This window comes from Anaeromyxobacter sp. Red801, from assembly GCF_049201065.2.
Taxonomy (GTDB): Bacteria; Myxococcota; Myxococcia; order Myxococcales; family Anaeromyxobacteraceae; genus Anaeromyxobacter.
In genome coordinates this window covers 2,580,883-2,602,775 of record NZ_CM181236.1, presented here as the reverse complement: position 1 = coordinate 2,602,775, position 21,893 = coordinate 2,580,883, and the positions used below count along the sequence as shown (strand labels likewise).

Genomic DNA, 21,893 nt, shown 5'->3' with positions numbered 1-21,893 from the left:
CCTAGCGGCGGGGCTTCGCGGCCGGCTTCGCGGGCGCCGCCCGCCCGCCGGCCGCGCCCGGGCTCCGCTTCAGGATCCGCTCCATCTCGTCCATGGTGGCGTTCATCTCCTCCATGGCGGCCGCGAACGGCGCGGGCGTGGTCATGTCCACGCCTGCCTCGCGCAGCAGGTCCACCGGGTAGCGCGAGCCGCCGGCGGCGAGCATGGCGAGGTAGCGGTCGCGCGCCCCGGTGCGCCCCTGCGCCTCGTCCTCGCGGATGGCCCGGGCGATGGCGGTGGAGGCGACCAGGCTGGTCGCGTACTGGTACACGTAGAAGTCGTAGTGGAAGAAGTGCTGGATGTACGTCCACTCGGCGCCGTAGAGGTCGGCCACCTGGCAGACCCCGAGGTCGTGCCCGTAGTACTTGCGCACCAGGCCCAGGTACAGCGCGCTCATCTTCTCCCCGGTGAGCGCCTCGCCCTTCTCGGCGAGCTGGTGGATGGCGAGCTCGAACTCCGCGAACATGGTCTGGCGGAAGAGCGTGGTGCGCAGCGACTCCAGCCGGTTGCCGAGCAGCGCCAGCCGCTCGCCGTCGTCCTTCGCCTGGCGGATGGCGCGGCGGAACAGCAGGTTCTCGTTGAGCGTCGAGGCGACCTCGGCGACGAACGTGGCGTAGCTCGAGGTCGCGTACGGCTGCTTCTCGAACGCCAGCACCGTGTGCATCGAGTGGCCGGCCTCGTGCGCCAGCGTGGAGACGTCCGTCCACTGCCCGTTGAAGTTGAGGAGCTGGTACGGGTGCACGCCGTACACGCCGGTGGAGTACGCGCCGGCCCGCTTGCCGGTCACCGGGAGGAAGTCGGTCCAGCCGCCCTGGAACCCGGCCCGCAGCTTCGACACGTACGCGTCGCCGAGCGGCTTCACCGCGTCGAGCGTGAGCGCCACCGCCTGGTCCACGTCGTAGCGGCGGTCCACCGCCTTCACCAGCGGCACGTACAGGTCCTCGTAGCGCAGCTTCGGCAGGCCCAGCATGCGCTGCCGGAGCTTCAGGTAGCGGTGCAGGGTGGGGAGGTTCGCGTTCACGTCCGCCACCAGCCGCTCGTACACGCCGGTGGGCACGTTGTCGCGGAACAGCGCGGCCGCGAGCGACGAGTCGAACCGGCGCACGTCGCGCTCGAACAGGTGCGCCTTGACCTGCGCGTACAGCGCCGTCCCGATGGTCCGCTCGTACTGCTTCAGCGCGCCGAAGTAGGCATGGAACACCTTCTCCCGGTCGGCGGCCACCGGGCTGGTGCGCGAGCGCTCGTAGCCCGCCTGGTCCAGCCGGACCGTGCCGGTGGAGAGCTTCACGGTCGGGAAGGGCAGATCGGCGTTGAGCAGGACCGAGTGCACGTCGCGCCCGGCGCCGTCGAGGTCGCCGGTCTTCGCCACGATCCGCTCCTCGCCGGCCGGCAGCGTGTGCGGCTTCCAGCGGAGCGTGTCGTCGAGGAAGAACGCCCACTCGCGCAGGCGCGGGTCCTCGGCCAGGAAGCGCTTCACCGTGTCGGCCGGCAGGTCCAGCAGCGCCGGCCGGACCCAGGAGAGCGCCGCCTGCACGTCCACCGCGAGCCGCTCCGCCTCCGCGCGCATCGCGCGCGGCCCGGGCTCGCGCGCGTCCTCGTCGGCGCGGGCCGAGGCGTACACGTAGACGCGGTCGAGCGCGTTCTGCAGCGCGCCCATCTCGGAGAGCGCGTCGGCGAGCGCCTTGGCCGAGTCGCCGAGGTGGCCGCGGTGCCGGTCGAAGCCGGGGAGCCGGCTCGCCAGGTCGGCCCGCGCCGTCGCCCAGGCGGCGTCGCTCGGGAACAGGTCGGCGAGCTTCCACTTGTAGCGGTCCGGGACCTGGGCGCGGCTGGTGGCCGGCTGTGCGGGGGCCGAGGCGAGGGAGAGGGCGGCGAGGAGGGCGATCGGGGTGTGCACGGCGGCGCTCCGGGCGAGGTGTCGGCGAGGAAGCCACCCAGCCTGCCATGCTCCGGCCGGGCCGGCACGGATTTGCAGGGGTGCCTTCCACCTCCCCGCCCGCCGCCTCGCCCGGGGGCCCGCGCGCGGACGCGCGCCGGGCGCCGCCCGGCGCCAGGACGCTCCGTGCTGACAACCCGCCCGCTCCGACGTAGCCTCCGGCCATGTCTCCCGCTCGCTCGCGCCGCTGGCCGAAGGTCCTCGGGGTCGCCGTCGCCGTCGTCGTGGTCCTGGGGATCGCCGGCGTGCTGCTCCTCGACCGCATCCTCCTCTCGCAGGTCCGCAAGCAGACGGACCGCCTGTCCCAGCAGCTCGGCCGGCCGGTGGCCGTCGAGAGCGTGAAGACCCGCCTGCTCGGCGGGGTGGGCGTCCGGATCGCGGGCGTCTCGGTCGGGGCCGGGGAGGGCGAGGACCGGCCGCTCGCCACGCTGGATCGCGCCGAGGTGGAGGTGAACCTGCTCGGGGCGCTGCTCTCGGCGGGGAAGCGGGTGACGGTGCGCGAGGCGGTGGTGGACGGACTGCGGGTGAATGTGATCCGCTTCCCGGACGGGACCACGAACCTGGAGCGCGTGGCGAAGCGGCTGGAGGAGACCGCCGCGAAGGAGCCCGAGCCCCAGGCGCCCAGGGGCGAGGAGAAGCCGGCCGATCTCTCGGCGGTGCGGGTGGACCGGGCCGCGGTGGAGAACGCGCGCATCGCGTTCCTCGACCGGAGCGTGAAGGGCGCCGAGGAGCTGTACGTGGACGACCTCGACGTCGAGGTGCGCGACCTGCGCGCCGGGCGGCCGCTCGAGGTCGTGCTGAAGGCGGCGGTGCTGGCGAAGGCGCAGAACCTGGAGCTGCGGGTGAAGGCGGCGCCGCTGCCGCCCACGCTGGTGCCCACGCCCGAGCAGCTGACGCTGAAGGTCCAGCCCATCGACCTCGGGCCGCTGGCGCCGTTCGTGCCCGGCGAGGCCGGGTTCCGCGGCGGCCGCTTCCAGGCCGACCTGGCGGTCGCGCTGGGGGCGGCGGTGCCGGGCGGCAGCGGGCGCACCACGGTGAAGGGCGGCTTCCGCGCCGACCAGCTCGCGTTCGCGGGGCAGGAGGGCGGCAAGAAGCTGGACGCGTCGCTCGACGCCGACCTGGACGCGGACGCCGAGAAGGGCGACCTGCGCATCGGCAAGCTCGAGCTCACCGCCGGGCCGGTGGGCCTCACCGGCCACGGCGCCGCCACCGGGCTGCGCGGCGACGCGCCGCGCGTGGAGGGGCTGGAGATCGTCTCCCGCGGGCTCGACCTCGCCGCGCTCACGGCCTACTACCCGCCGCTCGGGAAGCAGCTCGGGCACAACGTGGTGGCCGGGCCCATCGGGCTGTCGCTGAAGGGCTCGGGCGGGCAGGCCGCGCAGTCGCTCGAGCTGCGGGTGGATCTCGGCCCGGTGCACCTCGCCATCCCGCGGCAGCTCGCGAAGGCGGCCGGCGCGCCCATGGCGCTGGTGGCCCGCGCCGACCTGGCGCAGCAGGGCGGCGTGGTCCGCTTCGACGCGAGCGCCGACCTCGCCGGCGTGGACCTGCGGCCGGGCGGCTCCGTCGCCAAGAAGCCGGGCGATCCCATGTCGGCGCGCGCCGCCGGGACCTACCGGAAGGCCGGCGCCGAGCAGCAGGTCGAGCTGACGCGGCTCGATCTGGACCTGCTGGGCGACGCGCTGGCCGGGAAGGCCAAGGTCGCCCTGGGCGGCACGAAGGAGAGGCCCACCACCCGCTTCGACGCGGAGCTGTCCGGGCAGAAGCTCGACCTCGACCGGCTGCTCATCCCGGCGCCGGAGCCGGCGCCGGCGCCGCCGAAGGGGGCCGAGGCCTCGAAGCCGCTCGACCCGAAGGCGTTCGCCGGGCTCTCCGGGACGGCCAGCGTGCGCCTCGGGCTGCTCCGCATGAAGCAGCAGGACCTGCGCGACGTGGTGCTGAAGGTGAAGGTGGTGGAGGACGCGGTGACGCTGGAGGAGGCGCGGCTGGTCGCGTTCGGCGGCAACGTGTCCGCGGCCGGCACCGCGGTGAAGCTCGCCCACCCGGAGGACCCGTTCAAGATCGACGTGACCATGAAGGGCGTCGAGGGCGAGCAGATGCTGGCGCTCTTCTCGAAGCGCAAGGTGCTCGGCGGCAAGCTGGACGCCGCGCTGCAGCTCACCGGGAAGGGCACCTCGCTCGACCCCATCAAGCAGAGCGCCACCGGCTCGCTCACCGGCGACCTGCGCGACGGCGCGTTCTTCGGCAAGGACCTCGTCGCCGCGGTGGCGGCGCCCATCGCCTCGAAGCTGCCGTTCGCGGGCGGGCGCGTCACCGAGGGCGGATCGACCAGCCTCGGCAAGCAGCTCGGGTTCGCGTTCCAGATCGCGAACGGCGTGGCGAAGCTCACCAGGCCCATCACGGTGAAGACCGGGGACAACGCGCTCTCGTTCGACGGCGGCGTGCGGCTCGACGGCACGCTGCAGATGCCGACGACGCTGGAGCTCGGCCCGGAGGTGATCGCGAAGATCACCGGCGGCCGGGCGAAGATGAGCGCGCCCATCCCGGTGACGTTCAACCTGTCCGGGCCGGCCTGGAGCCCGCGCCTCGACGGGCTCGCGCTCGACGCGGCGGTGCAGGCCATCGCGAAGCAGGCGGCGACCTCGGCCGCCGGGAAGCTCCTCGGCGACAAGGCCGGCGCGGCCGGCGCCGACCTCGACAAGCAGAAGGCCCAGGCCGAGCAGAAGGCGCGCGACGAGGCCCAGAAGCGGAAGCAGCAGCTCGAGGAGGAGGCGCGGAAGAAGCTGAAGGGCCTGTTCGGCCGGTAGGCGCTACCGCGTCCGCGTGACGCGGCACGCGTACCAGGGCAGCGCCGCCGCGCCGGGCGACGCCGGGGGCTGCGCCGGCACCGGCGTCGTCTCGACGCGCCAGCGATCCGGCGGGAGGTGCGCCTCCACGAACGGCAGGCCCGGCGCGTACGCGAACGTGCCGCCGGGCCGCAGCGCGCGCAGCAGCTCCATGTACCGGCGCGCGTAGCGGAGCGCCTCGTCGCCCGGGCGCAGGTGGTGGTGGAGGAAGTGCAGCGAGAAGCCGAGGTGCGAGACGATCGTGCCGAGGCTGCCGGGCGCGAGCGGGACGGTGAGCCAGTCGCCGCGCTGCACGCGCTCCGAGGGCTCCGCGACGCGATCCACGCCGCGCGCGTCCACGCCGCGCGCCGCGAGCCAGCCCACCAGGCGCGCGCCGGGGCCGCAGCCGAGGTCGAGCACCGGCGGGAGCAGCGCGCCGGGATCGAGCCCGAGCACGCGGAGCTGCAGCTCGGGGCCGTACTCGGCGGAGACCACCTCGCGCAGCGCGGGCGCCGCGTCGCCGGCGGCGAGCGCGGCCACGAAGGCGGCGAGATCCGCCCGGAACGCCTCCGCGCCGGCGGCCAGGGCCTCGGCGAGCGCCGCCTCGGTGCGCGCCGTCGCGAGCGCGGCCGCGGCGGACCGGAGCGCGCCGGCCACGAGCCCGGCCAGGCGGCCCTCCTCGCGGGCGCCGATGGGCAGGAACTGGTTGCGGGCGAGGAGCGCGGCCGCGAGGCGCGCGGCGAGGTCGCCGGCCGGATCCCGGGCGAACCCGGCCCCGGGGCGCGGGGCCGCGAGCGCGGCCTCCAGCCAGCCGCGCACCGCCTCGCGGTCGGGCAGCAGCGCTCCGGCGAGGGGGAGGAGTCCGGCGGCCGGCACCGGGGCGGGCCGGGCGAGCGCCTCGAGGCTGGCGGGGGCGAGGCGGGCGGCCTCGGCGAGGATCGCCTGGCGGAGCGCCTCGAGGCGCGCGGGATCGGCGGGCATGGACGCGCGCGAGGCTAACCCCGGGCCGGGGAGGGCGCAACGCGGCGGGCCCGGTGCGCACCTCCCCCGCGCCGGGCGGGGGAGGCGCGCGTGGCGAAGGCTACTTCGGGACCGGCGCCTGGAAGGCGGCGATCTCCTCGGCGCTGGGCTGGGGCTCGGGCTCGGCGGGGCGGAAGCCGGCCTGCTCCGGCACGGGGGCCGGGGCGGGCACGGCGACGGGATCCGGGAGGGCCTCGGCCGCGTGCGCGGGGGCCGGCGGGACCGCCGCGTCGGAGCGGCTGGAGCAGGCGCCCGCGAGGAGCGCGAGCGCGGCGGGGAGGGCGAGGAAGGCGGCGCGTTCGAACATGGTGCGACTCCGGGGTTGGGGTTGCGAAGGCGATCCCCGGTACTGCACCGCGCGTGCCCGCCCGCGCGCGCCGCCGCGGCGCGCGTTTTCCCGCGGCGTGTCGCCGGGGACACGCTTCGCGTGGGCGCGCGGCGACGCGTTCGGCGGCGCCCGCGCCGTCGCCGCGGCGACAGGCGTCCTACGGATCGACCGACACGCGGGCGGCGACCGCCTTGGCCCGCTCCACCAGCGCGCGCGGGTCGTCGCCGGGCGCGCCCGAGACGAGCGCCACGCCCATGCGCCGGTGCGGGCGCAGCGCCGGCTTCCCGAAGATGCGGACGTCCGCGCCGGGCTCGGCGAGCGCCGCCTCCAGCCCGCGCACCACCGGCGCGCCGGTGCCGTGGGCCAGGATGACGGCGCTCGCGCCCGGCCGGACCAGCGCGATGGGCGGGATGGGCAGGCCGAGCACGGCGCGCAGGTGCAGCTCGAACTCGTTCAGCGGCTGCGTGCCGGCGAGCGTCACCATCCCGGTGTCGTGCGGGCGCGGCGACAGCTCCGAGAACCAGATCCGGTCCTTGCCCAGGAAGAACTCGACGCCGAAGATGCCCGCCCCGCCGAGTGCGCGGGTCACCGCCCCCGCCATCCGCCGCGCCTCCTCGAGGAGCGGCGCCGGGACCGGGTGCGGCTGCCAGCTCTCCTGGTAGTCGCCGCGCTCCTGGCGGTGGCCGATGGGCGGGCAGAAGAGCGTCTCGCCGCCGCGCTGGGTCACGGTGAGCAGCGTGATCTCCGACTCGAACGGGATGAACTCCTCCACGATCACCTCGCGGAGGTCGCCGCGGGTGCCGGACATGGCGTAGGCCCAGGCGCCCTCGAGGTCGCCCTCGGCGCGGACCACGCTCTGCCCCTTGCCCGACGAGGACATGAGCGGCTTGACGACGCACGGCAGCCCGATCTCGCGGACCGCGGCGCGGAACGCCTCGGGCGTGGAGGCGTAGGCGTAGCGCGCGGTGGCGAGCCCGAGCTCGCGGGCGGCGAGGTCGCGGATGGCCCGGCGGTTCATGGTGAACGCGGCCGCCCGGGCGCTCGGGACCACCTGGACGCCCTGCGCCTCGTAGGCCTGCAGCCGCTCGGTGCGGATGGCCTCGATCTCCGGGACGATCACGTCGGGCCGGTGCTTCGCGACCAGCGCGTCGAGCGCCGCGCCGTCGAGCATGCTCACGACCTCGCGGGCGTGCGCCACCTGCTGCGCGGGCGCGCCGTCGTAGGCGTCCACCGCGATCACCTCCTGGCCGAGGCGCTGCGCCGCGATGGTGAACTCCTTGCCGAGCTCGCCGGAGCCGAGGAGCAGGATCTTCTTTCGCATGGCGGCGGAGTGTACGCGCCCCGTACCCGTCAGGGAACCGCACGCACCGTGCACCGGCGGCAAGTATCCGCGGTGCCACGCTCCGTCGCCGACCTCGTCTCGGACCTGCGCCACGCCGCCGCGCTGGACGGCGCAGCGCGGACGGGCCAGGCCGAGGGCGGCGAGCGCCTGCGCGTGCGGGTGGGGCTGTGGCCCGGCCGAGGCGCCGCGCGGCGGGCGCGCTTTCGCGCCACCACCTGCGCGTCGCTCCTCGCCTACGCCGAGGCGGCCTGCGCGCTCCTCGAGGCGGGCACGCCGCCCGGCGAGCTCACGCCGGCGCTCCTTCGGGCCCAGGTGACCGGGGTGCACCCCGTCCACCTCGATCGCGCGGACCTGGTCGCGGCCGCGGTACGGGCCGCCGCGGCCGAGCCGGAAGGGAGCAGCGCTTGAACGTCGCCTACGTGTTCTCGACGCCGAACGCGTCGTACATCCTCGAGAAGATGATCGTCCCGCAGCTGGAGGAGGGCCGCCACGGCGCGACCGTGGTCGGGATGTTCTTCTTCGTGGACAACACCTACCTGCTGGTGAAGGGCAACCCCACCGGCGAGCGGCTCGCCGCGGTGGCGCGCAAGTCGGGCATGCTGCTCATGGGCTGCGACCAGTGCTGCTACCAGCGCGCCATCGCCGACCGGCTCATCGAGGGGATCCCCATCGGCTGCTTCCCGGACCTGTACAAGGCGCTCTCGGGCGCGAAGCTCGACCAGGTGATCACGCTCTGACCGGTGGCGCGCGGCTAGCGGGTGAGCGGGTGGAGGTGGTCCACCGGCCCGCGCCCCTTGCCCACCGTGTACGAGCGGCGCAGCGCCTCGACCAGGTAGGCCTTCGCGCCGCGAACGGCGTCGAGCAGCGCGTCGCCGAGCGCGAGGCGGGCGCACAGGGCGGCGGAGAGCGTGCAGCCGGTGCCGTGCACGTTGGCGGTGTCGATGCGCGGGCCCGGGATCTCCTCCAGCCGCGCGCCGTCGAAGAAGACGTCCTCCGCGCCGGGCACGCTCTCGCCGCCCTTCACCAGCACCGCGCGCGCGCCGAGCCGGTGGAGGTCGCGCGCCGCCTCGCGCATCGCCGCGAGCCCGCGCACCGGCCGGCCCAGGAGCGCCTCGGCCTCGTGCAGGTTGGGGGTGACGATGGCGGCGAGCGGGAAGAGCCGCTCCACGTAGGCGCGCTCCGCGGCCGCGTCGAGCAGCCGGTCGCCGCTCTTCGCGACCATCACCGGATCGACCACCAGCGGCCCGAGCGGCAGCCGGGCCGCGGCGTCGGCCACCGCCCCGATGATCGCCGCGTTCGCCAGCATCCCGGTCTTGGTGGCCGCGACCGGCATGTCGGTCGCGACCGCCTCGATCTGCGCGACCACCATGGCCGGCTCGAGCGCCACCCAGGCCGTCACCGCCACCGAGTTCTGCGCGGTGACCGCGGTGATGGCGGAGGTGCCGTGGAGCCGGTGCGCGGCGAAGGTGCGGAGGTCGGCCTGGATGCCGGCGCCGCCGCCGGAGTCCGAGCCCGCGATGGTGAGGGCGACCTTCATGGTGCGCGCACCATAGCCCAGGATCGGCCGGCGCGCGGGCGCGCAGGGGGCCGAACGAGGGGCCGCGCGCGGAGCGGGACGGCCCCGACGAGCAGTCGCGCCACGCCGGGGCGCGCCTACCATGGTCGGACCCATGTCCCGCCGCCTGCTCTGCCTGCACGGGCACTTCTACCAGCCGCCGCGCGAGAACCCCTGGATCGAGGCGATCGAGGTGCAGGACTCGGCCGACCCGTTCCACGACTGGAACGAGCGGATCGCGGTGGAGTGCTACGCGCCGAACGGCGCGGCGCGCCTGAAGGACGGGCGCGGCCGCATCGTGGACATCGTGGACAGCTACCTCCACCTGTCGTTCAACTTCGGCCCCACGCTGCTCGCCTGGCTGGAGCGCCACCGGCCCGACGCCTACGCGCGCGTCCTCGAGGCCGACGCGCGCAGCCTGGAGCTGCGCGGCCACGGCAACGCGCTCGCGCAGGGCTACAACCACGCCATCCTGCCGCTCGCCTCGCCCCGCGACCGGCTCACGCAGATCCGCTGGGGCCTGGTCGACTTCCGGCGCCGCTTCCACCGCGAGCCGGAGGGCTTCTGGCTGCCCGAGACCGCCGCCGACGCGGCCACGCTGGAGGCGCTGGCGGGGGAGGGCCTGCGGTTCACGATCCTGTCGCCCTACCAGGCGGTGCGGGTCCGGCCGCCCGGCGGCGAGTGGGTGGACGCCACCGGCGCGCGCTTCGACCCGACGCGGCCGTACCGCGTGCGCGCGGGCTCGCGCGAGCTGACGGTGTTCTTCTACGACGGCCACATCGCGCGGGACCTCGCGTTCGGCGAGGCGCTCGGCTCGGCCGCGGCGCTCCTCGACCGGCTGGAGGGCGGGTTCGACGCGGGCCGCGATCACGACGAGCTGCTCACCGTCGCCGTGGACGGCGAGACGCTCGGCCACCACAAGAAGGGCGGCGACGAGGTGCTGGCCGCGACGCTGCGCGAGCTGGCGCGGCGGCCGGGCGTGGAGCTGGTGAACCTGGGCCAGGCGCTGGACCGGATCCCGGCGGAGTGGGAGGCGGAGATCGCCGAGGGGTCCTCCTGGAGCTGCGCGCACGGGGTGGAGCGCTGGCGCTCGGACTGCGGGTGCAGCGCGGGCGGGGCGGAGGGCTGGAGCCAGGCCTGGCGCGCGCCGCTGCGGACCGCGCTGGAGGGGCTGCGCGGGGCGCTCGACGCCGTCTACGAGCGCGAGGCGGCGGGGCTGCTGCCCGAGCCGTGGCGGACGCGCGACCGCTACGCCGAGGTGCTGGTGGACCCGGAGCGCCGCGACGCGCCGGACTTCGTGCGGCGCGAGGCGGGGCGGGCGGTCTCGCCGGAGGAGGTCGTCCGCGCGCTGCGGCTGCTGGAGATGCAGCGGCAGGGGCAGCTCATGTTCACGAGCTGCGGCTGGTTCTTCTCCGAGCTGTCGGGGATCGAGACGGTGCAGGTGCTCCGGTACGCCGCGCGCGCGGTGCAGCTCGCCCGCGAGGTGGCCGGCGTGGACCTGCAGCCGGGGCTGGAGCGCGCGCTCGCCGCCGCGCCCTCGAACGACCCGGCCCTGGAGAACGGTCGCGAGGTGTTCCGGCGGCTGGTCGAGCCGAGCGTGGTCTCGCTGGAGGGCGTGGGCGCCCACCTCGCCATCGCCGCGTCGGTGCGGCCGGTGCCGGACGCGGGCTGGGTGTTCTGCTACGCGTACCGGGTCGAGGGGCGCCGGGCCGCGGCGGCCGGGCCGGTCTCGGTGGCGCTGTGCCGGCTCCAGCTCGAGAGCGCGCTCACCCGCGAGACCCTCGACGCGGTCGCCTGCGTGCTCCACTTCGGCGCGGCCGACTTCCGCTGCGGGCTCGCGCCCTACCGAGGGCCGGAGCAGCTCGCCGAGCTGGAGGAGGTGCTCCTGGCCCGGTCGCCGGCGCAGTCGCTGGTGCAGCTGCTGCGGGCGGTGGATCGGTTCTTCCCGGGGCGCGACTACGGGCTGCGCGACCTGTTCCTGGACGAGCGCCGCCGCGTGGCGGGCACGCTGCTGGAGGGGACGCTGCGCCGCTACGAGGAGGGCTACCGCGAGATCTTCGAGGAGAACCGGCGCCTGATGGAGTTCCTGCGCGAGCTCGACTCGCCGGTGCCCGGGCCGCTGCGGGTCACCGCGGACGTGACGCTCACCGCCCGCGTGCTCCGCGTCACCGGCGCGGCGCGGACGGGGGAGGTGGACCTCGCCGCCGCCGAGGCGGAGCTCTCGGCCACGGTGGACCTGGCCCGCCGGCTGGGCGCGCACCTGCACCTCGACGCGGTCCGGCGCGACGTGGAGCAGCTGGTGGACGAGCGCATCTCGGCGCTGGTGGCGGGGCAGGCGCCGGCGGCGCGCGCCGCGGAGCTCGCCGGGATCCTGAGCCTGGCCGAGCGGCTGGGCCTCCGGCTCGACCTGTGGAACGCGCAGAACCGGATCTGGGCGTGGGCCGGCTCGGCCATGGTCACCCTGGACCGGGAGGCGACCGAGGAGCTGGCCCGGAGGCTCTGGTTCGACGAGGGGACGCTGCTGGCGCGGGCCGGGTTCGCGAACCTTGCCTGACTCCGGAATCAGCGTCCTGACGTCGGATTCCTCGCTTGCGCCCCTTGCGGACCCCGGGGGCGGCTCGGCTAGCATCGACGTCCTTTCCCTCCCGACGGCCACGCGGCGCCCACCTCTCGTGGGGGCGACCGAAACCACGTCGCGTACCCCAGAGGTGCACGCATGGCTACCGAGACCGCTGATCCCAAGTTCCCCGATCTGACCGAGGCGCAGCGCGCCGCCATCGAGGCGCTGTCCACCGACGAGCGCACCATCAAGGCGCCGGTGTGGCTCGCGCAGCGGGCCCACGTCGCGAACGACGCCATCGAGCGCGCGTACGCGGAGGAGGAGCCCGAGGCGTTCTGGCGCGAGAAGGCGAAGCTCGTCGACTGGATGCGGCCGTTCGAGGAGGTGATGCGCTTCGATCCGCCGCGCCACGAGTGGTTCGTGGGCGGGAAGCTCAACGCCTCCGTCAACTGCATCGACCGCCACGTGTTCGGCGACCGCCGCCTCAAGGCCGCGCTGATCTGGGTCGGCGAGGACGGCGAGGAGCACACGTACACGTACAACCGGCTCTACCGCGAGGTGGGCCGCTTCGGGAACGCGCTCCGCAAGCTGGGCGTCAAGAAGGGCGACCGCGTCATCATCTACATGCCGCTCACGCCGGAGGGCATCATCTCGATGCTCGCGTGCGCGCGCATCGGCGCCATCCACTCGGTGGTGTTCGCGGGCATGGGCACGCAGGCGCTGCGCAGCCGGATCGAGGACTCCGCCGCCAAGGTCGTCATCTGCTCGGACTTCACGCTGCGGCGCGGGAAGAAGATCCCGCTGAAGCCCACCGTGGACGAGGCGGTGCGCGACCTGTACTCGGTGGAGCACGTGGTGGTGCACCGCCGCGGCTCGCGGCCCGGCGACGCGCCGTTCACGTTCGAGTCGGAGCGCGAGCACGACTTCTACGACGTGCAGGACGCGGCGGCCATCCACTGCCCGCCCGAGCCGATGGACGCGGAGGACCCGCTGTTCATCCTCTACACCTCGGGCACCACCGGGAAGCCGAAGGGCGTGGTCCACACCACCGGCGGCTACCTGGTGGGCACCACCTACCTGGCGCGCGCCTACTACCAGATCAGCGACAAGGACATCTACTGGTCCACCTCGGACATCGGGTGGATCGTCGGCCACTCGTTCATCGTGTACGGGCCGCTGTCCGTCGGCGCGACCATCTTCACGCGCGAGGGCGTGCCCGACTACCCGTCGCCCGAGGTGACCTGGGAGCTGTGCGAGCGCTACGGCGTGGACGTCATGTTCACCGCGCCCACCGCGGTGCGCATGTGGATGAGCCACGGCGGCGACGCGCCGGCCAAGTACGACCTGCGCAAGCTGCGGCTCATCGCCTGCGCCGGCGAGCCGCTCAACCCGGAGGCGCACCACTGGGCGCAGCAGCACCTGGTGGGCCAGTCGAAGGGCATGGTGGTGGACAACTGGTGGCAGACCGAGATCGCCGCCCCGGTGCTCGGGACGCTGCCCACCTTCGACGCGCGGCCCGGCAAGGTGGGCAAGCCCATGCCCGGCGCCGACGTCGCCATCGTGGACCAGGGCGGGAAGCCGGTGCCGGAGGGGCAGGGCGGGCTGCTCGTCATCCGCAAGCCGCTCCCGTACATGCTGCGCACCGTGTGGAACGACCACGCGCGGTACGAGAAGTACTGGACGCAGATCCCCGGCGTGTACACGGCGGGTGACATCGCGGTGAAGGACCGCGACGGCTACTTCGCCGTGCTCGGCCGCGCCGACGACGTGCTGAACGTGGCCGGGCACCGCATCGGCACCGCCGACGTGGAGGGCTCGCTGCTCCGCCACCCGGCGGTGGCCGAGAGCGCGGTGGTGGGCCTGCCCGACCCGGTGAAGGGCGAGCGGATCAAGGCGTACGTGGTGCTGCGCAAGGGCATCCCCGAGGGCCCCGGCGTCGTCGGGTCGCTGAAGGACCACGTCCGCCAGGACCTCGGCCCCATCGCGACCCCGTCCGACGTCGAGCTCCGCGCGACCCTGCCCAAGACCCGCTCCGGCAAGATCATGCGGCGCTACCTGAAGGCCGTCGAGATGGGCCAGGACCCCGGCGACGTGTCGACGATGGCCGACTAGGCCCCGCCTCCCGACCCAGAGTCGTTCGCGCGGCGCGCGCGGCGCGCGCGCGGCGCGCGCGGCGCGCGCCCCGACCCAGAGTCGTTCGTGGTCGCGGGCGCGCGACGCGGTGGCGCGTCATGACCGACGCGCGCAACCAGCCGAACTCACGGTGGAATTTGCGCCGTCACGCCCCGCGGCGCGTCATGGCGTGCGTCACGATGACTCTGGGTCGGGATTCGGGTCGGGATTCGGGATCAGTGCCGCAGCATGTCCTGCACGATGGGCTTCAGGCCGGCGAAGAAGAACTCGACGGCGATCACCATCACGATGAGCCCCATGATCCGGACCAGCACCTTGTTCCCGCTGGGGCCGAGGAACGCGAGCAGCGGCTTCGCCGAGACGAGCATGGCGTAGGTGAGGACGTGCAGCCCGAGCAGCACGGTGAGCAGCACGGCCTTGCGCGCGAGATCGTGCGCCTCGCTCATCAGGATGATCACGGTGGTGATCGCGCCGGGGCCGGCGATCACCGGGATCCCGAGCGGCGTGATGGCGATGTCCTCGGCGTAGCCCTCCGGGTCGGGCTCGTCGTGCTTGGTCCGCGACGGGCGGGCCTGGAGCATCTCGTAGCCGACCAGCAGCAGGATGATCCCGCCGACCACCCGCAGGCTGTTCACCGAGATGTTGAAGAACCGGAAGACGAGCTGCCCGCCCAGCGCGAACACGAGCAGGACGCAGAGCGCGGTCACGGTCGCGCGCCGGGCGACCCGCCGCGCCTCGTCCCCCGACAGCCCGGAGGTCATCGACACGAACGGCGGGAGCACGCCCACCGGGCCCATCATGGTGAACATCGATACGAAGACGAGCAGGCCGTAGTCGAGCAGGGGCTTCATGCGCGCGGGAGTGAAGCACGCCCCGGCCGCCGCCGCCACCGCGCGTCGGGCGCGGCCTACGGCGCCGGGTAGAGCGGCGCGGCCGCCTCGGCCCACAGCCGGCTCATCGCCACCGATCCCTCGGCGTCGGGGTGGAGCCCGTCGGCGAGCCGGTCCGGGCGATCGCGGAACCACGCGTACAGGTCCGGCCCGGGCAGCAGCCCGTGCTCCGCCACCACCGCGTCCACCACCGCGTTCTTCTGCGCCACCCAGTCGTACCCGTAGCGCGTCTGGAACGGGATGCGGGCCACCACCGGGATGCGCCCGGCCGCCCGGACGCGCTCCACGATCCGCTCGAGGCCGGCGCGGAGCCGCGCCAGGTCCCCGTCGTTGGCGCCGAGCACGATCGCGAACACCTTCGCGTCCGGGTTGAGCGCCAGCACCTCGTCGATCCGCTCGGCCACCTCCCAGGTCCGGGCGCGGCAGAACCCCGCGTCGATCATGGCGGGCTGGTAGCCGGGGTGGGCCCGCGCGATCGCGTCGGCGAAGCTGGGCCGGTGCGCCGGGGCGCGGTCGAACACGCCGGCGCCGATGCTGTCCCCCAGGAACACCCAGACGTCGTCGCCGCCGAGCGAGAGATCGTGGACGTCGATCTCGTCGAGGAACAGGCCCCACCGGTTCACGCCGGGCGCGAGCCCCGTGACCACCAGCCGCACCCAGCGCCGGCCGGCGAAGTCGAGCGCGTGGGCGCGGCTGCGCACCGGGTTCCCGTGGACCTCGACCTCGGTGCGCCAGGTGCCGTCCCGCCCGTCGCGCGAGTCGGCCGAGGTCTCGATGCGGTAGTCCACCGGCGCGCCGTACTGCTGCTCGCGGTAGTCGTGGTTGTGGGAGGAGGTCCAGGAGAGGAGCACGCGCGTCGGGCCGCGGCCGATGCGGAGCGCCGCCCAGGCCGGCGCCGCCGGGGAGGGGACGCCGCCCGCCCAGGCGTCGCCGCGGTAGACGCCGTCCACCAGGACCCCGGCGCCGGGGCGGCTCGCGGCCACCTGGGCGCCGCGGGAGAGCAGGCGTGCCGGGCGCAGGGGACCGCCGTGCGGGCTGGGTCCGGCCCGCTCCGCCCGGGCCGCCGCAGCGCGGGCGCGGCGCGCCGGGGTGCGCTCCCACGCCACCGCGCCGGCCGCCGCCAGGACGGTCGCGATCGCGAGCGCCACCGGCAGGAACGCCGGTCGGCCCGGCGGCCGGGGGGCGGGGTGGGACACGACCGCGGGTTCTAGCGCCGGCCGGGGCGGGTGTCCACGGACGCAGGCCGGGCGGCAAGGCGTACACGCCCGCCGCCCAGGCGCGCTCCTCGTGCCTTGCCCGCCGTCAGGGACGCACGCTACCCTGCCCGGATCGTGGGGGAGGAGCGCTCAACAGCCGAGATCATCGCCGCGTCGCTCGCGACCTGCCTCGGCCCGAACACCGCGCGCACCGCGGTGCGCACGTTCGCGGACCGCGCCCTCGCGCGCCGGCCCGAGGACCTCACGCGCGCCGACGTGCCGGCGCTGCTGGACGCGCTCCGCCCGATGCTGCGCACCCTCCTCGGACAGGATCCGGCCGACCTGGTCCTGGCCGAGATCCGCGCGCGGTTCGCCGAGCCGACGGCCCGCGCCCGCCGCGCGTAGCCCGCCGCGCCGCCGCGCGGCCCACGCGCCGCTTGAACCCGCCGCCCCGCCGCGGCATGGATCGGGTCGCCCATGGCGCCAGTGCTCACGCTGCGTGAAGTGACCCGCACCTTCGCCGGGGCCGGCGGCGTCCCGCTGCCGGTGCTGCGCGGCGTCTCGGCCGAGCTGCCCGCTGGCCGCGCGGTGGCGATCACCGGGCGGAGCGGCTCGGGCAAGTCCACCCTGCTGCACCTCGCCGCCGGCATCGACGCGCCCACCTCGGGGGAGGTGCTGCTCCTGGGACGCTCGCTCGGCGCGCTCCCCGACGCGGAGCGCACCCGCGCCCGGCGCGACCACGTGGGCCTCGTCTTCCAGTTCTTCCACCTGCTGCCGCACCTCTCGGTGGAGGACAACGTGCTCGTGCCGGCGCTGGTGGCCGGCGACCCGCCCGGCCCGGCGGCGGCGCGCGCCCGGGACCTGCTCGAGCGCGTGGGGCTGGCGGGGCGCGCGCGGGACGCGGTGCAGAAGCTCTCCGGCGGCGAGATGCAGCGCGTGGCGCTGTGCCGGGCGCTGCTGCGCCGCCCGAAGCTGCTGCTCGCGGACGAGCCGACCGGGAACCTGGACGAGGCGAACGGGCAGAAGGTGATGGACCTCTTGCTGGCGCTGGCGCGCGAGGAGGGGAGCGCGGTGCTGTACGTGACCCACAGCCGCGAGCTGGCGGCGCTCGCCGACGCGACCTGGACGCTGCACGCCGGCCGGCTGGAGCAGGGCGGGTGAGGGCGCCGTGAGGGCCTACCTGGCGCGCGCCGTGGGGCGGGAGCTCCGGGCCGGCAAGGCGCTGTTCCTGCTCTCGGTGGCGGGGGTGGCGCTGGGCGTGGGCGCGGTCCTCTCCATCCAGATCCTGAACGGCAGCGCGCTCGGCGCGTTCGCCGGCACGGTGCGGGCCGTCTCCGGCGACGCGGACCTGTCGGTGCTGGGCTGGACCGGCGCGCTCGACGAGGCGCTGTTCCCGGAGGTGCTGGCGGTGCCCGGGGTCGCCGCCGCGCGCCCGCTCTGGCGGGCCGACGCGGTGGTGGAGGGGCGCCCGGGCGCGTCGCTGGAGCTCGTCGGCGCCGACCTGCTCGGAGCGGCGCGCGGGCCGTCGGCGCTGCCGCCGGCGGCGCTGGAGGGCGCGCTGGGGACGCCGGGCTGGGTGGCGGTGACGCCGGCCTGGGCGGAGGAGATGGGCTGGCGCGAGGGCGACCGGATCGACGTGTCGCTCGGCTCGCGCCGCGCGCGGCTGGTGGTGGGGGCGCGGGTGGACTTCCAGGCGGCGGCGCCGCTCGCGAGCCGCCGGCTGGCGCTCATGGACATCGGGCAGGCGCAGGGGCTGCTCGGGACGCGCGGGCGCATCCACCAGATCGACGTCCGCGCCGCGCCGGGCGTCGCGCCGGGCGCGCTGGCGGAGCGGCTCTCGGCGGCGCTGGGCGAGCGCGCGCGGGTGGCCACGCCCGAGCAGCGCACCGTCGAGGCGGGGGGGCTGCTCTCGGCCTTCCGCCTGAACCTCACCGCGCTCTCGCTGGTCTCGGTGCTGGTGGGCGGGTTCCTGGTCTACGCGTCGGTGCGCGCCTCGCTGGCGCGGCGCCGCGAGGAGCTGGGGCTGCTGCGGGCGGTGGGCGCGACCCGGGCGCAGGTGCTGGGGCTCGTGCTGGGCGAGGCGGCGCTGCTCGGGATCCTCGGGACGGCCGCGGGCGTGCCGCTGGGCTGGCTCGCGGCGCAGGCCAACGTGGGCGCGGTGTCCGGCACGGTCCGCAACCTCTACCTGCTGGAGGGCATCGACCGCGTGGCGCTCACGCCCGCCCTGGTCGCGCTCGGCGCCGCGACCGGGCTGGCCGGCGCGCTGGCGGGCGCGCTCTGGCCGGCGCTCGACGCGGCCCGGGCCGACCCGCGCGCGCTGCTCGCCTCGATCGCGGTGGAGGAGGGCGCCGGCGCGCGGGCGGGCCGGCTGCTCGCGGCGGGGCTCGCCGCCCTCGCGGCCGGGCTGGTGGTGTACGCGCTCGCCGGCGAGCGGCTCGCCGCCGCGGGCTTCGCGCCGGCGGTGGGCATCCTGGTGGCGGTGCCGCTCGCCACGCCGGCGCTGCTCCGCGGGATGGGGCGCGCCGGCCTCCCGCACCGGCTCGGCATCGCCTACGGCCTCCGCAGCCTGGGCGGCCGGCTCTCGGCCTCGGCGCCCGCGGCGGGCGCGCTGGCGGTCGCGGTCGCCATGCTCGCCGGCGTCACCGTGATGGTGGGGAGCTTCCGCGACACGGTGGAGCGCTGGCTCGACGCGACGCTGCGCGCCGACGTGTACGTGACCACGCCGTCGTGGCGGCGCGCGCGCAGCGAGGCGACGCTCGCGCCCGAGGTGCTCGCGACCTTGCGGGCGTACCCCGGCGCCCGGTCGGTGGACGTCCTCCGGCAGCACACCGGCTACACCGCGGACGGCCGCCGGGTGCAGGTCTCCGGCGTGGACGCCGCGGTCCCCGGCGCGGACGGGCGCGTGGCCCTGGTGGCCGGCGACGCCGGCGAGGCCATGCGGGCGCTCCGCGAGCGCGGGGCGGTGCTCGTCTCGGAGCCGCTCGCCCGCAAGGCGGGGCTGGCGCCCGGGGGCGCGCTCGCGCTGCGCGGGCGCGCGGGCCCGGTGCGCTTCCCGGTGGCCGGGGTCTACCGCGACTACGGCGCCGAGGGCGGGGCGGTGCTGATGGACCTCGAGGCGTACGCGCGCGCGTTCGGCCCCGGCGCCCCCTCCAACGCCGCGCTCACGCTCGCCCCGGGCGACGACCCGGAGCGCGCGGTGGCGGCGCTGCGCGCCGCGCTCCCCGGCGCCGCGCTGCAGATCCGCTCCAACCGCACGCTCCGCGGCGAGGTGCTCGCCATCTTCGAGCAGACGTTCGCGGTGACGCGGCTCCTCGAGGCCATGGGGCTCGTGATCGCCGCCGCGGGGGTGACGCTCTCGCTCCTGGTGCTGGCGCGCGACCGGCGCGCCGAGCTGGCGCTGTACCGGGCGCTGGGCGCGAGCCGCGGCCAGCTGTTCCGGGTGTTCCTGGGCCGCGGGCTGGCGGTGGGCGGGGCGGGGCTGGTGCTCGGGCTCGCCGGCGGCGGGGCGCTGGCGGTCGTGCTGGTGCGCGCGGTGAACCCGGCGTTCTTCGGCTGGACGCTGGGGATCTCGGTCCCGCTCCGCGCGCTCGCGCTCGAGGCGCTCGCCATCCTCGCCGCCGCCGCCGCCGCCAGCCTCTACCCGGCGCTCGCCGCGAGCCGCACGCCGGCGCAGGAGCTCTCCCGCGATGCGCTCTAGCGCGCTCGCCCTGGCCCTCGCGGCCGCGCTCGCCGCCGGCGCCGCCGCCGCGGCCGGGCCCGAGGGCCGGGCCTGGGCGCCCGCCGATCCGGCGCACCGCTGGAGCTTCCCGCGCGATCACCACGCGCACCGCGAGTACCGGAACGAGTGGTGGTACCTCACCGGAACGCTCGAGGACGCGGCCGCGCCCGGCCGCCGGCTCGGCTACCAGGTGACGTTCTTCCGCGTGGGCCTGGTGCGCGACCCGCCGGCGCTCGACTCCGCCTGGGCCACCGGCGGCGCGGTGATGGCGCACCTCGCGATCACCGACCCGGGCGCGGGGACGCACCGCTTCGCCGAGGTGCTCTGGCGCGACGTCCCGATGCTCGGCGGCTTCGGGGCGGAGGGCGATCCGGTGCTGGCCTGGGCCGTCGCGCCCCCCGGCACGGCGGGGCGCTGGGCGCTCACGCTCGGCGCGGACGGCGCGTTCGCCGTCTCGGCCCGCGACGACGCGCAGGGGATCGCGCTCGAGCTCGTGGCACGCCCGGAGCGCCCGGTGGTGCTGCAGGGGCCGAACGGCTACAGCCGCAAGGCGGCGGCGCCCGGGCACGCCAGCCTCTACTACTCGTTCACGCGGATGGCGACCTCCGGCGCGGTGACGCTCGACGGCCGGGCGCGCGCGGTGCGCGGGACGAGCTGGATGGACCGGGAGATGGGCTCGTCCCAGCTCGCGCCGGCGCAGGTGGGCTGGGACTGGTTCGCGCTCCGGCTCGCCGACGGGCGCGACCTGATGCTCTACGCGCTCCGGCGCGCGGACGGCACGGTGGACTTCCGCCGCGCCACGCTGTTGACGCCCGACGGCGCGGTGCGCTGGCTCGAGGCCGACGCGTGGCGCGCCGAGCCGCTCGGGCGCTGGCGCAGCGCGGCCACCGGCGCCGAGTACCCGAGCGGCTGGACCGTCACGGTCCCGTCGGCGGGGATCCGCCTCACCGTGCGGCCGGAGCTGGACGCCGCCGAGAACGTCTCCTCGCGCGTGCCCGGGCTCGCCTACTGGGAGGGGCCGGTGCGACTCACGGGTCCCGACGGCCGCGCCGCGGGCGAGGGATACGTCGAGCTGACGGGCTACGGCGCGCGGGCGCGCCCGCCCATCTGACGTCGCGCTGGAGTAGACTCCGAGCGCATGCTCGATCTCGACAGCGCCATGGTGGAGCTGGTGGCGCGCCAGCAGGTGAAGGTCCCGCCGTATCCCGCGGTCGCGTTCCAGATCGACGCGCTGCTGCGCAGCCAGGACTACGGCCTCGACGATCTCGCGAAGCTGGTCGCGTCGGACCAGGTGCTCGCCGCCGACGTGCTCCGCTGCGCCAACACCGCGCTCTACGCGCGCGGCGCGCCGGTGGCGTCGGTGAAGCAGGCGGTGCAGCGCATCGGCGCGAGGGACGTGGCGCGGCTGGCGCTCGCCTCGGGGCTGGGCGCGCACGTCCTCGCGGGCGGAAGGCTCGCGCCGCTGCGCCGCCGCGTGTGGACGGACGCGCTCGCCTCGGCGCTGCTCTGCCAGGCGCTGGCGCGCGGGCGCGGGCTCTCCCCGGAGATCGCGTTCTCGGCCGGCCTGCTGCACGACTTCGGCAAGGTGGTGGCCATCGCCTGCCTGGAGGACCTGCTGGCGCGCCGCGACGACGCGGTGCCGCGGCAGGCCTCGGAGTGGGCCGCCATCGCCGAGCGCTACCACGTGGAGCTCGGGGTGGTGATGGCGGCGCGCTGGGAGCTGCCGCCGGTGCTCGCCGACGTGATCGCGCAGCACCACGCCGAGCGCATCGGCGCGGCCGCGGACCCGCGCTACGTGGAGACGGTCGCGGCGGTGGACGAGGCGGTGCGCCTGCTGGGCGACCGGACGGCGGTCTCCGCGGACGACCTCGCCGAGGCCGAGCTGCTCGACGGGCCGGAGCGGCCGCTGGTGGCCCGCACCATCGAGGCGCTGCCCGGCTTCGTGGCGGCGTTCGAGCGTCCCGAGGCGTGGAAGGCCGACGTGGGCGCGAGCCTGATCGCGCCGCCGCAGCCCCCGGCCGCCGCGGCCGGGAGCCCGCTGCCGTACCTCATGACGCTGCGGCTCGGCGGCGCCGTGCACGCCTTCGACATCTGCGCGATGGCCGGAACGCAGTGCGTGGTCTCCGGGCCGTGCGCGCTCCCCGAGAACCTGCTGCTGGAGATGAAGATCGCCTGCGATCCGGCGCTGCGCGGGTTCGCGACCGTGAAGCTGGCCTGGACCGAGCGCGGGCGCGCGCTGCTCCTGGTGCAGCCGTACGCCCTCTCGGCGGAGGCGCACGCGCGCTGGAAGGAGCTCGCGGACGGGGCCGCGGCCGCGGCGGCCTGAACCGCCCCCGCGGCGGCGGTGGCGCGCCGGC

The 21,893-nt window shown here is 76.1% G+C and carries 17 protein-coding genes; 10 read left to right on the top strand and 7 right to left on the bottom strand.

Annotation, left to right across the window (positions count from 1 at the left end):
• Position 1: 1 nt before the first annotated feature.
• Positions 2–1,933 (bottom strand): oligoendopeptidase F, encoded by a 1,932-nt coding sequence (gene pepF, locus ACOQFB_RS12050; protein WP_421609849.1) that lies wholly within the window; start codon positions 1,931–1,933, stop codon positions 2–4.
• Between the two features lie 203 nt (positions 1,934–2,136).
• Here pepF and ACOQFB_RS12045 point away from each other — a divergent pair, with 203 nt between their 5' ends.
• Positions 2,137–4,776, top strand: a complete 2,640-nt coding sequence (locus ACOQFB_RS12045; protein ID WP_421609848.1) for a DUF748 domain-containing protein — start codon at positions 2,137–2,139, stop codon at positions 4,774–4,776.
• A 3-nt stretch (positions 4,777–4,779) separates the two neighbouring features.
• Here the strand turns inward: ACOQFB_RS12045 and ACOQFB_RS12040 are convergent, their stop codons facing one another.
• The 3 genes from ACOQFB_RS12040 to purT form a co-directional block, all read right to left on the bottom strand.
• Positions 4,780–5,775 (bottom strand): class I SAM-dependent methyltransferase, encoded by a 996-nt coding sequence (locus ACOQFB_RS12040; RefSeq protein ID WP_059437280.1) that lies wholly within the window; start codon positions 5,773–5,775, stop codon positions 4,780–4,782.
• Positions 5,776–5,875: 100 nt separating this feature from the next.
• Complete coding sequence (locus ACOQFB_RS12035; RefSeq protein WP_059437279.1) at positions 5,876–6,121, bottom strand: hypothetical protein; 246 nt, start codon at positions 6,119–6,121, stop codon at positions 5,876–5,878.
• A gap of 178 nt (positions 6,122–6,299) precedes the next feature.
• Positions 6,300–7,463: a formate-dependent phosphoribosylglycinamide formyltransferase gene (gene purT / locus ACOQFB_RS12030; RefSeq protein ID WP_059437278.1), complete on the bottom strand. Its 1,164-nt coding sequence runs from the start codon at positions 7,461–7,463 to the stop codon at positions 6,300–6,302.
• A gap of 72 nt (positions 7,464–7,535) precedes the next feature.
• Between purT and ACOQFB_RS12025 the strand changes: the two genes are divergently transcribed.
• Together ACOQFB_RS12025 and ACOQFB_RS12020 are read left to right on the top strand one after the other, a co-directional pair.
• The gene (locus ACOQFB_RS12025) at positions 7,536–7,892 is read left to right on the top strand and encodes a DUF732 domain-containing protein (RefSeq protein ID WP_059437277.1); all 357 of its coding nucleotides are present in this window, start codon (positions 7,536–7,538) and stop codon (positions 7,890–7,892) included.
• The gene (locus ACOQFB_RS12020) at positions 7,889–8,221 is read left to right on the top strand and encodes a SaoD/DsrE family protein (RefSeq protein ID WP_012525874.1); all 333 of its coding nucleotides are present in this window, start codon (positions 7,889–7,891) and stop codon (positions 8,219–8,221) included. Before ACOQFB_RS12025 ends, ACOQFB_RS12020 begins: the two co-directional genes overlap by 4 nt.
• Positions 8,222–8,235: 14 nt before the next feature.
• Here ACOQFB_RS12020 and thiD read toward each other — a convergent pair whose 3' ends face one another.
• Positions 8,236–9,021, bottom strand: coding sequence for a bifunctional hydroxymethylpyrimidine kinase/phosphomethylpyrimidine kinase (gene thiD / locus ACOQFB_RS12015; RefSeq protein ID WP_059437276.1), 786 nt, complete (start codon positions 9,019–9,021; stop codon positions 8,236–8,238).
• A gap of 133 nt (positions 9,022–9,154) precedes the next feature.
• Between thiD and ACOQFB_RS12010 the strand changes: the two genes are divergently transcribed.
• Together ACOQFB_RS12010 and acs are read left to right on the top strand one after the other, a co-directional pair.
• On the top strand, positions 9,155–11,593 hold the full coding sequence (locus tag ACOQFB_RS12010) for a DUF3536 domain-containing protein (protein ID WP_059437275.1): 2,439 nt from the start codon (positions 9,155–9,157) through the stop codon (positions 11,591–11,593).
• A 162-nt stretch (positions 11,594–11,755) separates the two neighbouring features.
• Complete coding sequence (acs, locus tag ACOQFB_RS12005; RefSeq protein WP_059437274.1) at positions 11,756–13,711, top strand: acetate--CoA ligase; 1,956 nt, start codon at positions 11,756–11,758, stop codon at positions 13,709–13,711.
• 236 nt (positions 13,712–13,947) lie between these two features.
• Here acs and ACOQFB_RS12000 read toward each other — a convergent pair whose 3' ends face one another.
• Positions 13,948–14,583 (bottom strand): MarC family protein, encoded by a 636-nt coding sequence (locus ACOQFB_RS12000; protein WP_059437273.1) that lies wholly within the window; start codon positions 14,581–14,583, stop codon positions 13,948–13,950.
• 56 nt (positions 14,584–14,639) lie between these two features.
• Entirely contained in the window at positions 14,640–15,818 is a 1,179-nt protein-coding gene (locus ACOQFB_RS11995; protein WP_421609847.1) for a GDSL-type esterase/lipase family protein, read from the bottom strand.
• Between the two features lie 135 nt (positions 15,819–15,953).
• Between ACOQFB_RS11995 and ACOQFB_RS11990 the strand changes: the two genes are divergently transcribed.
• The 5 genes from ACOQFB_RS11990 (at position 15,954) to ACOQFB_RS11970 (ending at position 21,862) form a co-directional block, all read left to right on the top strand.
• Positions 15,954–16,223, top strand: a complete 270-nt coding sequence (locus tag ACOQFB_RS11990) for a hypothetical protein (RefSeq protein ID WP_059438103.1) — start codon at positions 15,954–15,956, stop codon at positions 16,221–16,223.
• Between the two features lie 72 nt (positions 16,224–16,295).
• Positions 16,296–16,979 carry an ABC transporter ATP-binding protein gene (locus ACOQFB_RS11985; protein WP_059438102.1) on the top strand — a complete coding sequence of 228 codons (684 nt, stop codon included), beginning with the start codon at positions 16,296–16,298 and terminating at the stop codon, positions 16,977–16,979.
• A 7-nt stretch (positions 16,980–16,986) separates the two neighbouring features.
• Entirely contained in the window at positions 16,987–19,515 is a 2,529-nt protein-coding gene (locus ACOQFB_RS11980) for an FtsX-like permease family protein (RefSeq protein ID WP_421609846.1), read from the top strand.
• Positions 19,505–20,647 (top strand): lipocalin-like domain-containing protein, encoded by a 1,143-nt coding sequence (locus tag ACOQFB_RS11975; protein ID WP_059438100.1) that lies wholly within the window; start codon positions 19,505–19,507, stop codon positions 20,645–20,647. Before ACOQFB_RS11980 ends, ACOQFB_RS11975 begins: the two co-directional genes overlap by 11 nt.
• A gap of 27 nt (positions 20,648–20,674) precedes the next feature.
• Complete coding sequence (locus ACOQFB_RS11970; RefSeq protein WP_059438099.1) at positions 20,675–21,862, top strand: HDOD domain-containing protein; 1,188 nt, start codon at positions 20,675–20,677, stop codon at positions 21,860–21,862.
• Positions 21,863–21,893: the final 31 nt, after the last annotated feature.

Coding starts and splice junctions, on each gene's coding strand:
- ACOQFB_RS11975 (WP_059438100.1), top strand. CDS start 19,505: ATGCGCTCTAGCGCGCTCGCCCTGGCCCTCGCGGCCGCGCTCGCCGCC.
- ACOQFB_RS12045 (WP_421609848.1), top strand. CDS start 2,137: ATGTCTCCCGCTCGCTCGCGCCGCTGGCCGAAGGTCCTCGGGGTCGCC.
- ACOQFB_RS12035 (WP_059437279.1), bottom strand. CDS start 6,121: ATGTTCGAACGCGCCGCCTTCCTCGCCCTCCCCGCCGCGCTCGCGCTC.
- ACOQFB_RS11985 (WP_059438102.1), top strand. CDS start 16,296: ATGGCGCCAGTGCTCACGCTGCGTGAAGTGACCCGCACCTTCGCCGGG.
- purT (WP_059437278.1), bottom strand. CDS start 7,463: ATGCGAAAGAAGATCCTGCTCCTCGGCTCCGGCGAGCTCGGCAAGGAG.
- ACOQFB_RS12040 (WP_059437280.1), bottom strand. CDS start 5,775: ATGCCCGCCGATCCCGCGCGCCTCGAGGCGCTCCGCCAGGCGATCCTC.
- ACOQFB_RS12000 (WP_059437273.1), bottom strand. CDS start 14,583: ATGAAGCCCCTGCTCGACTACGGCCTGCTCGTCTTCGTATCGATGTTC.
- acs (WP_059437274.1), top strand. CDS start 11,756: ATGGCTACCGAGACCGCTGATCCCAAGTTCCCCGATCTGACCGAGGCG.
- thiD (WP_059437276.1), bottom strand. CDS start 9,021: ATGAAGGTCGCCCTCACCATCGCGGGCTCGGACTCCGGCGGCGGCGCC.
- ACOQFB_RS12010 (WP_059437275.1), top strand. CDS start 9,155: ATGTCCCGCCGCCTGCTCTGCCTGCACGGGCACTTCTACCAGCCGCCG.
- ACOQFB_RS11970 (WP_059438099.1), top strand. CDS start 20,675: ATGCTCGATCTCGACAGCGCCATGGTGGAGCTGGTGGCGCGCCAGCAG.